The sequence below is a fragment of the Maridesulfovibrio sp. genome (assembly GCF_963677005.1).
Lineage (GTDB): Bacteria > Desulfobacterota > Desulfovibrionia > Desulfovibrionales > Desulfovibrionaceae > Maridesulfovibrio.
The window spans coordinates 2,588,222-2,602,265 of record NZ_OY781616.1 but is presented as its reverse complement, the minus strand read 5'-3'; the positions used below and the strand labels follow the sequence as shown (position 1 = coordinate 2,602,265).

General features: G+C 46.2%; 9 protein-coding genes. 1 reads left to right on the top strand and 8 read right to left on the bottom strand.

Annotated features, from left to right (window positions below; genetic code table 11):
• Positions 1-3: 3 nt before the first annotated feature.
• The 8 genes from ACKU4E_RS11530 to ACKU4E_RS11495 all read right to left on the bottom strand — a co-directional run bounded on the left by ACKU4E_RS11530 (position 4) and on the right by ACKU4E_RS11495 (position 13,123).
• Complete coding sequence (locus ACKU4E_RS11530) at positions 4-2,316, bottom strand: transporter substrate-binding domain-containing protein (protein WP_320171220.1); 2,313 nt, start codon at positions 2,314-2,316, stop codon at positions 4-6.
• Positions 2,317-2,588: 272 nt separating this feature from the next.
• Entirely contained in the window at positions 2,589-5,876 is a 3,288-nt protein-coding gene (locus ACKU4E_RS11525; protein ID WP_320171219.1) for a response regulator, read from the bottom strand.
• A 63-nt stretch (positions 5,877-5,939) separates the two neighbouring features.
• Positions 5,940-6,884, bottom strand: a complete 945-nt coding sequence (locus ACKU4E_RS11520; protein WP_320171218.1) for a hypothetical protein — start codon at positions 6,882-6,884, stop codon at positions 5,940-5,942.
• Positions 6,885-7,052: 168 nt separating this feature from the next.
• On the bottom strand, positions 7,053-8,312 hold the full coding sequence (locus tag ACKU4E_RS11515; protein WP_320171217.1) for an alpha/beta hydrolase: 1,260 nt from the start codon (positions 8,310-8,312) through the stop codon (positions 7,053-7,055).
• 12 nt (positions 8,313-8,324) lie between these two features.
• Positions 8,325-9,932, bottom strand: coding sequence for a prolyl oligopeptidase family serine peptidase (locus ACKU4E_RS11510; RefSeq protein WP_320171216.1), 1,608 nt, complete (start codon positions 9,930-9,932; stop codon positions 8,325-8,327).
• Between the two features lie 656 nt (positions 9,933-10,588).
• On the bottom strand, positions 10,589-11,719 hold the full coding sequence (locus tag ACKU4E_RS11505) for a hypothetical protein (RefSeq protein ID WP_320171215.1): 1,131 nt from the start codon (positions 11,717-11,719) through the stop codon (positions 10,589-10,591).
• Positions 11,720-11,751: 32 nt separating this feature from the next.
• Positions 11,752-12,147 carry a hypothetical protein gene (locus tag ACKU4E_RS11500; RefSeq protein WP_320171214.1) on the bottom strand — a complete coding sequence of 132 codons (396 nt, stop codon included), beginning with the start codon at positions 12,145-12,147 and terminating at the stop codon, positions 11,752-11,754.
• Positions 12,148-12,175: 28 nt separating this feature from the next.
• Positions 12,176-13,123, bottom strand: a complete 948-nt coding sequence (locus ACKU4E_RS11495; RefSeq protein WP_320171213.1) for a DUF4365 domain-containing protein — start codon at positions 13,121-13,123, stop codon at positions 12,176-12,178.
• Positions 13,124-13,362: 239 nt separating this feature from the next.
• Between ACKU4E_RS11495 and ACKU4E_RS11490 the strand changes: the two genes are divergently transcribed.
• Complete coding sequence (locus ACKU4E_RS11490) at positions 13,363-13,983, top strand: leucine-rich repeat domain-containing protein (RefSeq protein WP_320171212.1); 621 nt, start codon at positions 13,363-13,365, stop codon at positions 13,981-13,983.
• The last annotated feature ends 61 nt before the right edge of the window (positions 13,984-14,044 follow it).

Sequence of the window (14,044 nt, the reverse complement as noted above, 5' to 3'; positions counted from 1 at the left end):
CTCCTAATTAATCTTGAACACAGGTAATTTGACAGTGAAAACCGTACCCTTTCCAAAGCTTGAGGATACCCGTATTTCTCCATCATGCAAAGCAATGATCCTTTTCACCAGATAAAGACCGATACCGACGCCGCGCTTGCTGCCCACATTCTGGGAACGGAAATATTTTTCAAAAACACGTTCCATATCCTCATCCCGAATGCCCATTCCATGATCGCTCACCTCCACGACGATCCGTTGTCCCTGCGCAGAAATCCTTACAGTTACCGGGTGTTCCGCCTCTGAATATTTACAGGCGTTGTCGAGAATATTGATGATTGCGATATTGAGCAGGTCCGGATCGCCGACAACTTCCGGGACATCACCGGTTTGCTGAAAATCAACGGTATGATCAGGGTGGGCATTACGGATATCCCTTACAGCCGAATTGACCAGATGGATTATATCAACCTGCTGCTTTTCAGGCTGCATCCCCGCATTATCAAGACGGATCTTTGCTAATGACTTTTCAAAAATATGCAGGAGCTTACGCGTGGAACTGCGCATCCGTCCCAATTCCTTGCTGATGTCTTTTTTGTCCTCGCGGCTGGATTTTACTTCAAGTAGGTCAAGATTGGACGAAATCACAGCAAGGGGGGAGCGGTACTCATGTGAAATCATGTCAATAAAATTGAGGTTCGCCTTGATGGCCGCACGTTCCGCTTCGAGAGCCTCCTCCGCCCGGAGCTTGGCCTGCCTCAATACGCTGTTCCAGTAAAGGATGCCGGCCAGCAGGACGGCTGCCCCGAAAACGATTTTCCAGATAAGCGCGTAATCCACACCGCGCTCATACTTCACCGCCATCCATTTGTTTATTACTCCGCGGACTTCTTCACTGCTCATTGCGCCGATAATCTTCTGGAAAATACGGTTCAGTTCCGGAGATGAGGTCCGGGTTGCAACCGCATAGGAAGCCTTTATTTTTGTGTGCCCGATAATTTTAAGTTCAGTCAGGAAATTGTTCTGGACTTCATGCGCGGCAATGGGAGAGGTGGCAATCAGTCCGGCATATACGCCGTCCCGGACATCCTTTAAACCGTGCTTTACGGATTCCACTTCCTGTACCGCGATTCCGGGATAGGCCTTTTCCAATTCAGGAATCACGGCGCTGTTTTTCGCGACGGCAAACACCTGTCCTTTTTCAGGCTGGAACTCATCCTGAAAAAGTCTGTCCATCCGGGACACGATCACATAGGGGAAAGAAACATACGGGGTCGTGTAGGTCACACCCTGTTCCGGCGGTTCTTTCAATTCGCACATCATGACCAGATCGCATTTTTTCTGCAAAAGGTCCTCTAACGGTTCAGCCGACCTGACCGGCAGCAGTTTGACTCCCGAACCGAGGCTGTCGTCAGCCAGTCGGATGAAATCGGCGACCATTCCCTTTAGCCGGCCATCGGCGGAAAAAACGCCGAAAGGAGGCTGTCCGCCCCGGACTCCGACGCCCAGATTATGACGAATGCTCAGGAAATCCCGTTCCTGATCCGACAGTTTTATGCGACCGTTTTTATCCAGAGGGTTCCACGCCGCCCCCTGAAGCCATTTGGCTCGAATCCCGACAATCTGTTCCTGCGGGATGCTTTTGAGGACCTTGTTGAAAATGGAAACAAGTTCCGGTTGATCTTTACGCAGACTGTAGCAAAGCGAAGTGGTTTCCCCGGTGGGAAAGGCACTTTCAATGAAACCGGCCATGCCGAGCTTGGCTATGATGTAAAAGGCCGGTTCCCCGGCAATGATAAAATCACTTCGCCCGTTGGCAACACTTTTGATCAGTTCGTAGGTATCCGGTTCCCACACAATTTCAACATCCACCCCAAGCTTTTTGACCTGATTGAGCATATTGATATTGTCGGTCATAACCGCAGCCCGTTTCCCCTCAAGGTCCTTCAGGCTGTGTATTCCACCGGGGGTGTTTTTCCTGACAAGCACGACACTTGAATATTCACAGTATGGTACGGAGAAATTGAAATATCTGGCACGGCTGGGGTGGGGGACAGTGGATGTAAGTCCGTCGATTTTCCTTTGCTCGGCACGCTTGAGAAGTTCAGTCCACTTGCCGAGTTCGAAACGGAATTTCAATTCTGTCTTTTGAGAAATAAGGTCGGTGATATCAATATCAAGACCGCTGCAGGAACCGTCATCATTGCGATGTATAAACGGATCAAAAGATTCATCCACACCCAGAGTCACCACGGGATGTTCTTTTATATAGCGAATTTCGTCCTGGGTCAGTTCAAGAGCTCCGGCCGTGGCGGACTTACAGCCGATGATTCCCAAGATTGCACTGCAAATGATAAATATGACTAAAGACATTCTTGCGAACATCTTTATATATTCCCGCTCACATATAGTTTTGTCAATGATACTAAATTATATCAGCCCGAAATATATGAATAAATAAAATACATCCAGTTGGGGCTTTCGGTTGCTGTAATGAAATTAAATACTGTTTAATATGAACGGGGACAAACTCACGGATTGCAGGCACCATTGCTACCAGCCAATTTCTGGGCCAACCCTATATCCTTATGACGCAGAACAACCCTTGTTTACGCTCTCAAAAGGTCACAACTTTCTTTCAAGTTCTGATAACACTTTGAACCTGCTGGACAATTGGCAAGAACAAAATCAGCTGTAACAATAATTTTTTTCCAGCGGGGGTTCTTGGGAAGAGTCTTCTCATCAAGATATTTATCCAAAGTCTGGGTCCGAAAATAGCCGTCTTTTTCCATATAGACATTCCACAAACCGGACTGTTCCGCCATGTCTGCTTTTGTGGCACCTGTTGACTCCATCCAGCAATCCACTGCCAAGGTCATAACCTGAACAGCCAGCAAACGTTTGTCTTTATCTGCCAGCCAGATTTCTTTTTCACTATCCGCACTAAATTCCTGAACCAGTCTGGAAGATAGATTAGGAAGTCCTGCCGCCTTCCCGGAACCGGACGGACGGACAATCATCAACCCCATTATTTCCTCTTCAATCTCCAAACCCGTAACCCAGAAGGAGACCGCAAGTTCTTTATCTTTGTCAGCCATTATGGTGATGCCATCAAAAACAATTGACTGATCTGCTGCCCCAGCCTGATGGCGCATGTAACCAAGCAGTGTTTCATGTGTTTCTGGCCCGCCCCCAAGCAGCGAGGCCAGCGGCTCACCCAGTATCTCCCCGCCGCTACGTCCGCTGAGTTTCTCGAAAGGCCGGTTGCAAAACGCGATTTCGTTGCTCAGGTTCACACCGATTATCGCGTCATCAATAGAATCAAGGATTTTGGCCAGTCTTGCCTGCATATAGCGCAGTCCGTTTTCGGTCTTTCGGCGTAATTCAAGCTCCCGCTTCAAAGCCAGATTTTCTTCCTGTGCAGTATAGGCTTCTTTCAATTTAAGCTGCATGGCGACACGCGCCCCCAGCTCTTCACGCGAGAAGGGTTTTGTGAGGTAATCGTTGGCCCCGGCGGAAAAGCCTTCAACAATATCTTCAATGCGGTTTTTCACAGTCAGCAAAACAATGGGCATCACCGATGCCGGATATTTTTTACGTAACTCCCGGCAAACAGCATAACCGCTCATGTCCGGCATCATGACATCAAGCAGCAGCATGTCCGGCTCATGCCCGTCTTCAAGCATTTTTAGGGCTGTAGCTCCATTCTGTGCCGTGCAAAAGGAAATCCCGGCTATATTCAATATGGATGCGACCACCTGCAGATTGACCGGTTCATCATCCACCACCAGCACCTGATACTTATTACCTGAAATGGAAATATCGCTTTGCAGGGATTTTGCAGAAACAAGTGCGGGGAGGGCCGTACCATCCACGCTGTCGGCCTGATAAACATCGTCAAAAATAATAGGCAGAGACCCCGGCGAATTTTCTGAAAAAGTACTCTCCGCCAAAGGTAACGAAAAGTAAAAACGACTCCCACAGCCATCATCAGAGCTAACAGCCAGAGTACCGCCATGCAGTTCAACAAGGTGGCGGGTGATTGAAAGACCAAGCCCCAGTCCGCCGACATCGGGTGAACTTCCCTGCTCATATGTATTGAAAATTATTTTCTGGTCCTCGGCGGAGATGCCCGTCCCTGTATCTGTGATCGCAATTTCCACCAGACCTTCATACTCGGCAGCAGAAACAGTGACATGCCCGGAATTGGTAAATTTGAGACTGTTACCAATTAGATTAAACAATATCTGTTCGAGCCTGTCCGGGTCCGCTTTCACGGCAGGAAAATCAGGAGCAATGGCATTAACGAGCGACACATCATTCCCGCGCTTGAGGGTTTCACCAAGAGCAAGGACACGCTGGACCGCAACATGAGGACTGACGGATTCGAGTTGTAAAACTATATCCTTATGTTTCAACCGGGAAAGATCGAGAACGTCGTTGATGAGATTCGCCAACCGTTTCCCGCTATGTACGATAACATCCAAGTGGGCTGCGGCTGTGCCGGATATACTGCCCCTTGTATCGCCTATCAGGGATTCCGCAACTCCGATCATCCCGGCCAGTGGCGTTTTCAACTCATGGGTGGTCCTGGCCAGAAAATCATCTTTCAACCTGTCCAGTTGCAACAGTCGGACGTTGGCTGTTTCCAACTCAACAGAAAGTTTTTCCACCTTTGAGAAAGCACGGGAAAAACGCAGGGCAAGGTAACAGGCATAGGAAAGTACAAAGATAAAAACTCCGAGAAGGCGGAGGGATGCGGAGTTGATAATGTTCAAATCAAAAAGCATCTCATCAAGTTCTGTAAAACCAAGGGCAACATAGCCCAGAAGAAGTATCCAGATCCCTTTTTCCCTGTGGATTACATCCAGCGCAAAACAACCGAACATATAAATTAAAACAATATTGCTGAACAGATAATAAAAGAACGCCACCACATCATATGCATTGGGGGGCGTCAGCATAATATAAACCACATAGGACAGGCCGATTGCCCAGCAGATCCGCTCGATTATTCTTCCATACCTTTTGGGAAATAACCGATGGTAAAACATCAGCATCAGCGGGATGGTTGCCCCGTATGGCAGCATGGATAAATTAATATAAGAATCCCATGGAATAGAAGGCGCAAGCACTGTCATCAAAAAGCCGGAAGAGGGGCTGAAGAGAATGGCTATACACCAGAAAAGGCAAAACAATCCGAAATAAAGATATTCCCTGCTGGATCGGCGCATAGAGAACATGACAAGATAGAGCAGGGCCAGACAGGACAATGCCCCCGCCATACAACCACCAAGCACACGGGGGATGGTATAAAAATTATTAATCTGCCGGGAGGTCCCGATCAGGACATTACCATTCAAACCGCCCTGTATATTATGGTGGTTGGAGACAAGTAAGGCCAGTTGGATAATCCGCTCCGACTGCGGACACTCGGCGATCACATAATGGCGTACGGGGTGTTCTGATTCAGCACTGGTACCGAGTTTTCCGCTGGATTCTATCTTCGAGCCGTTAATCCGTACTTCACAGACCGACATGCCTCCGGCCACAAGTACTGCCATATGCTCCGGCAAAACATCCGGCATGCAAATCCGGAGACGGTAAACCGCATTGCCTTTTGCGCTCAGGGTTTCCCCGGCGACCGTTTGTCCCTGCCACAGTCCGGGCACGTGAAAACGGTCACTTCTTTCGTTGTCACCCCACTGAAACTCCCAATCACCGAAAAGGCGTACGAGCCCATTGCGCTCAAAGTCCCAGGAAGAAAGGTCTACAGTTCCGTCAACGACCCTTGGGGCTTCCTGCTCAGGAACGCAACCTGAAAGAAGCAAAAACATCATGAACACGCAGAATGATTTAAATAAAAAAATAAGTCTTGCATTTCTACGCAGCGGCATGAGTAAATCCCGTAAGCAATAAATTCAGCAGGCTTTAATTTTTCAACTTATGCCCACCATGCTCTACTGTGTCGGAAGAGTCAATTGCAGCTGTGTTTCCTGCTGCCCTTTATCCATCAGGGTAAAAGCCAGCATCATGAAGGAAAATATCTTTTTGGTAAGCAGGTCATGATCATCAACCCAGAACCAGCTGTCCCTGAACTTTACGGAAACAAAAGCACCCTCAGGCTCTTTTTTGCCCGACATGACCATCGCCTTCTTGAACAGTCCTCCATTGCCTGATGCAGGCATTCCGGGAGCTGCCCGGTGCGAAGCAAGGTCGTCTGCAGGCATATCCACCCGTCCTGAAACGGAAGCAAGAACCTGTGCCAGAGAATAAGTCTGCAATATGATTGATTGATCGTCCACTTTGCTTGAGCCAAAACCGATTGCATAGCTGTCGGATTTCGAATCCAAGCCAAGCAATGTTTTCAGCTCCCTGGCCTGTGCGGCGGTCTTAGTATCACCTTTCATCTCTCCTATCTTCAGTCTAAGCAACGGCGTATCGCCTTTATGGCGGGGATCGCGGACAACGTGAAGGGTATTATTTGCCTGCAACTCGGCTATAAGTTTAACAGCGCGAATAAAACGTTCGTCAGCAGCGCGGTAACCGTTTGAACTGAACGTTTCATTCATCAATCCGTTTATGCTCCGCACCCCCAGACTGAAGAAAAATTCCGCCGAAGCCCCCGATTCAATGCTGATAAGAACGTTACGTAGCGGCATGGGCGACATAACGCCCCGCAAAAAAGTCGCACCTGTTAAAGGACGGTAGGTAATTGTAGGCCGATCTGTATACTTGGCGGTCCCGCCCAGCTCAAAAACCGAGCTGGTACTGGCCAGTGAGCTGTCATATATTGAACGAGACGCCCCAACCGTTCCGCCTGTTTCCATGGAATAAGCCGCAACGATTTCCCCAACATCCATGAAAAAAATCGGCTCAACATACCGTATTTTGATAATATTCAATAATATCTGCTTCTTCCACGAATCTGTGAGCGACATATTATATTCAATGCGGTCCCGTTCCACTCGCGGCGGCCCAATGGCAGCACAACCGGCAAACAGGAACAAAATCAAAATCGATATAAGTATTCGAAAGCTGTTTTGAAACACTGTACTGACCTCACCCGGTCCTTATTTGAACACTACATCCAGCCAGTCAAACAGAACCTGTCCCACTATGCTGCGATTTTCCATGAGGCAGTGGTTTGTGGCTCCTTCATTGGAAGGAGTAACTACCAGGGCACTTCTTGGGTCCGTGAAGTTGTCCAAAGCCTTTTTTTGCTGCCGCTGTACTTCCTTGCTGCGATATTCACCCTCTCCGACGATAAGCAGGGCCGGAGCGGCTATTTTACCTGCATCAAAGGTATTGCCGTTGTTGGCTTCAATCAGTCCCGAAGGCTTATCCACGCCGTAGCGCCAGCAGATTGACTCGACCACATTACCGTGAAAAGAAGTCCATCCTTCCATATCCTTTTTCGAAGCCACTGCGGCAGGCATGTCAGCGAAAAGCTTATGGGCATCCACCACTGCCGAACTCATGGCGATGGCTTTGATGCGTTTATCGTGCATAGCGGCCTGCGGAACAAAAAGTCCGCCGCCACTGATGCCGTAAGCAGCCAGTTTAGCAGGATCAACATCCTTACGTTTCAGGGCGTAATCAACCACAGCCTTCATAGGCACATTGGTATCAGTGCGGAAAACATACCCTGCATGGGGCATCATGCCCTGTCCGGGCAGGTCGACAGTCATGAAGTTGTAGCCACGGTCATGTGCCTGCCGCGCTATGTAGAAAAAGAGGTCTTCAATGTAAGTCTCGCCCCCGCCAATCATAAGCAGAGTTTTGGTCGGCTTGCCTGAAGAATCGGCTTTACGAAAAAATCCCGGCAGAACCGTATTTTCAAAGGGGATTTCAAAATACTCCAGCGGCGGATCAAAAAGCTGTCCCGCCTTTATCATAAGCGACCGGCTCTTGAGGCCGCGCTTTTGCAGTTCCGGATTATCCGGCAGCATGGCCAGCAAAGAAATGCGGTAATAGTAAGCAGCGCGTAAAAGCTGATCCCGTGCGCTAACCTTGTGCCCCTCTTTCAATGAGCGCTCTCCACGAGCCTCTACCCGACGGGCAAGCTCATACCATTCTTTCTGCCAACTGACTGCATCCCCGTCTTTGATCTGCGAAGCAGCATAAAATGCCTCGCCGATCTCTACGCCACCATTCCCGGCAGAACCGAGAACAAGGTTGCCAAAATGAAAATCCATATCAGCATCCTTGAAGAAGTAGCTGAAGCTTGTGGCGTGGGCATCAAACTTTTTGCCGTCTTCAGCTGCCTGAACACCTGCTGTTGACACTGCCAGCATTGCGGCCAGCAATACGAGAACCCTGAATTTCATCATGATCAGTTCCTCTTACTTCTGTTTGGGTTTGGCCCGTTCATCAAGCCAGTTCAATATACGTTCACTGGATACAAACGGCGCGCCTGACTGGCAGTGAAATTGTGCGCCATGATCGGTGTTAAACTCAAAGTAGCTCTTCTTGCACTTAAGACCGTTATAAAACTTTTTGGCCTGTGCGTTGGACCCGGCGATCTGGTCATTACTGGAATTGAGTACCAGCATTTCAGTATCAATTTTACCGAACACATCTTTCATTGTGTACTTTTTAAGCATGGTGAACAAATCGTAAGGAGTGGCAGCGTCAAAGGTCCAGAGCATCTGGTTGATGAACTGTTTCAGGTCCGGGTGCTTTTCCATTTCCGCATAGGCAAGTTTGTTCACATCCTTTTTTCGGCTGGATTTACCCACTCCATCACGAACCTCCTTTGGGAACTTGGTCATGGTGCCGTCAAAAACACTGTAGACTCCACCGTCGACAATGCCCCACCGAATACGTTTCTCGAATGCCAAGGCGCGGGGAACCAGATAGCCTCCCATGGAATAACCGATAATGGCCAGACGGTCAGCGTCCACCTCGGAACGGTTCAATGCATAGTCGACAACCGGACTGACAACCTTCTCCCAATCATATCTGAAGGGCAGCTTCTCAACAGAAATTGCCTCGCCCTGCCCAGGGCCTTCATAGATGAGGCAGTTATAACCGCGCTTGGCCGCCTGTACACCGAGAATGAAATAAAGATCCTCGGCGGTACCGTCGAGACCTGTCTGAATCATCAGCAGCGGACGTTTTTTGCCGCTGTTATCAGCCTTGATAAAATAACCCGGCAGAGTCGTCTTTTCATAAGGAATACGCACAGGTTCAATTCGCCCGCCGGAAAGAGCGGCAGCCTTGAGAAAACTTTTCCGGCCATCATCCCAGGCCAGATGTTTGCGCGGGTCGTCTTTTGAGAGATAAATTTCACTGGCCCGGTAATAATTTGTTGCTCGAAAGTAGGCTTGCCCGGCACTGATATCATGCCCGGAGGCAACAAATTCATCCCCCATGGAACGAACTCTGGCGGCCATTGAATTCCAGGATTTATACCAGCTTTCTTTGTTAAAATCCTCAACCCGGCTGGTGATGGTCAAGAGTTCGCCAAGATCGGATGCTCCAGAAGCTATAATGCCGAAACGCCAGAGACATTGAAAAACAAAGGATGCATCATTGAACATAAACCTGTTCAAGGCCCGATCTGCCATATCACGGGGTTTGTTGTTGGGTTTACCTCGGTAGGTGTCCCATTTGGTAATGCCCCCGCCAATATAAACCTGTTCCGGCAGGGGGAAATGCGTATGGATGAACAGCCATTTGCGTTCGACCCCGGCGTGATCCACAAGAGCGTCGGCCACGGCATTGAGCATGCCTTTGACATCATCATCGCTAAAAAATCCGGGCACATAGAGGTCTACATAAAGCGGTTTGTCGGTTTCCTTGCCTTCATACACCACATTGTCAAAAGTCTGCCAATAGTAGGTGATGAAGGACTCCTTGATCCCTGTAGCTCTGCTGACATCCTTACTTACCGCCGCCAGCACTTTGTTTACGTCCAGATTACAGGGCGGCGATGTGACTCTGACCATTGGGTCAGCAGGGTCGATACCTCCCGATCCCATGGCGGGAGTTTGCAAAAAACACACTGTCACCAACAAAAATAAAACCAAAGCATACTTTTCAATATTTATGAAACGAGACATGCGTGTAGCCCCCTGCTGCATAAGGTGACTGAGCTGACACCTAAGTTAATGATCATAAAATGTTGCGAGATGGCCACCCAGGAAACAAACGTCAGCCACTCCTAATTCGCACTGTATATTCCGACCAAGACAGTGTTGGTTTGTCAATTTCATTTCACGTGAATTCACGTGAAAAAACACAGGTGTTTTACGTAAAAACAAATTCACGTTTTTCACGTTGGGACTGTTTGACAAGGCCGTACCGCCACCACAACCTCCACCACATTCGCAAAAAAAGAAAAAGGGCTTACACATTACGTGTAAGCCCTTGATTTTGTTATGGAGCCAACGAGGCGAATTGAACGCCCGACCTGCTGGTTACGAATTGTCTGGCGGGAGATCAAATTTTGCGCCGGAAATGCCCGTAATCCCATAATTCATGAGCCCTCCCCATATTTCAGCCCATTTCCAAAACTGCCGAAAACTACCTAAAACTACCGAGTTTTGTACGCAGATTTGCGTACAATTTGCGGACAATTCATCTGATAGGCTGGTATAATTTTTCAAACGCTAAAATTAAATGTATTTGCTCCTTGTGGAGACAACTTCATCATTGTCCTAAAGAGACTGTCCGCTTGGGTTTTGATAGTGATTTCATCCTCGTCCTTATCAAATGCCCAATCGAAAGGAGCCCATTCACAAAATGATGTGTTCATCGGATCGCGATTTAATTTTTTAGCAATATTTTGTACATGCTCGCTTTGGACGGAACCATTGAGAATAAGTTCTACCCTCTTTGGGGCAGCAAAATGCCATCTATAATCGCATTGAGAAATTGAATCAAATGAGTCCCGATAAATTACAATTGCAGAGATATTTTCGAGATCCTTATCTGATATACCTATTTGGCTTGCCGCTTCAGAACAGTGAATGATTCCATTAATGGGGTTGCCGATAAGCCCTATAGGTTCATTTACCCCTACGTTATAAAAATCTGACAATGTCCAATTAATAAACAATATATTGAAATGTTCAATATTATCAACCTTTTCAAACTTATTAGATGCACTTTTTATGAAATCTTTGATCTTCAAAACCCGTGGAGGCATAAATTCAATATTTGCATTTTGGCAAAGCTCTTTAGCTAATGAAAATTGCTCTCGAGTTAATACCATATTTGGTTTGAGAATACCCCTTTTATCTTTTGGGATTGTTATAATTTTGGGAAAACATGGCGTCTTAACTTCTACATCAAAGACAACCCCATCATTGTACTCAATTCTGGCCTCTGGATTACTTTGCCCTTGCAACTTTGGTTCATAGGTAGCTTGCACTACTTTCTTTCCGGCAAAATCAGTCAAGAACCCCAGAACCATTACTTCCGAAAAAGCCTGAACAAATTGATCTTCAGAGTAATTGTCCTTTCCTGCTGCGAGTTGTCCTTTTATAAATTTTTCAATATCCTTTTCACAGAAATGACTCGCAAGCCGCTGAAGACCACACGAAAAATTAGCAACAAAGGTTGAAGCGATATCCATCTTTGCCCTATTTACGGCAGAATTTGATTTTATATTTTGGTGCTCCTCAAAAAACATAGGAGTTTGTCCATTCATAGCCTGAATCAAAAAATGCTCAGGAGAATATTCTTTCAACAATCCATCAGCTTCTGCTTCGCGAAGAAAAGTATCAAACACTTTGATTTCCTATATATTTGAAGGCACCTGAGTTATTCTACCCGTCGTGATTTCAAAATGATATTAATTGCCTCAATATCACGGTGTTCGAATTTCTCATATGTATTAGGAGTAAGAACAGTCTTCAAACCCAAAAAGGTCAGTACGATAGACGTCAATTCCAGAATCCACATACTCAATTTGCTATTTCCTTTATAGAACTCATACCCAGCGAAACAAAAAACACAAACCATAATTAAAATGGCTGTACAAATTACTCTTTTGCTTTTTGCTTTAAACTCTCGACGAAGGTTCTCCTTCCGAAAACGTCGTTCTAACAATAGCTCTTCATTTGAGCATTGGATAAATGGCTTCCCTACCTCATTGCCATCCCCAACGACGACATCCCCATTTACATTAAATACGCCACTATTATTAAAATCTCGCATATCTTTACTCATCTCGGTTAGTAATATTTTACCGAGCCTCCGAAATCAGCATCTCTTCACTACGCAAGAATTCATCTAATTCCAGAAACGAAGAACCAATATCGTTCAAACTTAAAATGAGCCTGTAGTGAGCAGTTTCGCCATCCTCGGAGCACGGAACTAGTCCTTCGGGAGGCGTGTACCACTCGTCAAACCCCATTGTGTAATAAACAATATCGTCTTCTTTATCATATCCGCCGTAACATTCAGCACACCAAACACCCTCTGCCTCTTCACGGTGGAGATCTTCATCAACGGCAAAAGAAGCCCATGGAATGACATAAGAGAGCGCATCTTCTATCGACATCCCAGCCCCATAAATCATAGGCCATTTCTTTTCGCCAAAATCCTTATGGTCACTACCTATTTTAATTTCAAATCTTGCTAAGGATTTATTTACCCAATCATTGAACTCGATATAAACTTCCCATCCATCATGAATAAGTTCCATCCACTCATGATCTAGTCTCAGCTTATTCATCTTTTGTATATAATCTGGGTAATTAGACAGACCCGCAATTTCCGTCAAAGCATTTGCATCAAGTTTCTTAGAAGCAGGGACAGAAACTTTGTATCCTTTACCTGTTCTGACAATCGTAGAATCATTTAAAGCCTGCCATACAAGCTCTTCCTCTTCAGGGTTTATCATCACCAAAATCACAGGAAGACAGTGTTCAGCCCAATATTCAGCATGCCTTTGGTCAGTCCTGAAAATATAATTTCCACATGATTTTTCTGAGAAATAGCTTTTCCCTGTTTTAATCTGAATAGCTATGAGTCTTCCTGTTGCCTCTCCATCTATTACGACTTCAACATGGGCATCAATACCGTGATCATGAATCACCTGTTCTCTAAATAACCACCCTAGCTTATTGAAGAACAGCTCTAGCGTTGAAACCCCTATCCGGTCAGTTGAAGAATTCTTATCTACTCCCACACTCCCCCCAAGTCTTATTTAAATTCTGGTAATAATTACTCCCCCGTCCTGTAATGAGTCAACACATTATAACTTCCTGAAACAAGCCTCTGAGACTGATTTTCTTAAATAAAAAGGAATCCCCTTATACAGAAGGTGGATGAGAAACTAAACACAGAACCATGTTCCGGTATCTGGAACGCAGAAGAGTTAAAGTAACCGCTACATTCAGCCAAAACCTCAACTGTGTTAGAAAGACAATGCCCAAAACATCGCACATATATGATCACAAGGTAAAATTTTGCATCGCCGGAACTATTTTCTATAAAATTTTCACCGCGAAAAGAAGCAAACAAACCTCGCTAACAATTTCCAGCTACGAGCTAAAGGAAGAACCAATTTTCGCCCCAGTACAATTACCGGACTTAATTGGTGAACTCAGCGATCTTGAAGAACTAAAAATTATTGGCGTAAATTTAACGAGCCTCCCCACTTCAATCGGGAAACTGACCAAACTTAAAACACTGCATCTACACAAGAACTTATTATCAGACCTACCGCCTTCATTTGGGAAATTATCAAATCTTGAAGAGCTGGACATAAAAAACAATTTATTTACAAATCTTCCTGATCCGATATGCAAACTGCCTCAATTGAAAAGACTGAATTTGAGTAGTAATCCGCTCACAGGCCTGCCTGACAACATTACGAAATTACAACATCTAGAAGAATTGGGCTTGAGTATGAACGTCTTTCAAGGAAATCCCCCATGCGGTAAAAAAATGCCTGCCTTAGAATGGATTCAACTACAGGATAATAAAATATCATCATTGAAAAGGTTGAAAAATCTGTGCTTAGAAGGTCATTCCATTTCCGTTTGATAAAGGTACAAAGCTCCTTCCCTTCATTAACAACTGTAGGTGAAGCAGCCTATCGTTAGTT

Coding starts and splice junctions, on each gene's coding strand:
- ACKU4E_RS11525 (WP_320171219.1), bottom strand. CDS start 5,876: ATGCCGCTGCGTAGAAATGCAAGACTTATTTTTTTATTTAAATCATTC.
- ACKU4E_RS11510 (WP_320171216.1), bottom strand. CDS start 9,932: ATGGTCAGAGTCACATCGCCGCCCTGTAATCTGGACGTAAACAAAGTG.
- ACKU4E_RS11490 (WP_320171212.1), top strand. CDS start 13,363: ATGCCCAAAACATCGCACATATATGATCACAAGGTAAAATTTTGCATC.
- ACKU4E_RS11515 (WP_320171217.1), bottom strand. CDS start 8,312: ATGATGAAATTCAGGGTTCTCGTATTGCTGGCCGCAATGCTGGCAGTG.
- ACKU4E_RS11500 (WP_320171214.1), bottom strand. CDS start 12,147: ATGCGAGATTTTAATAATAGTGGCGTATTTAATGTAAATGGGGATGTC.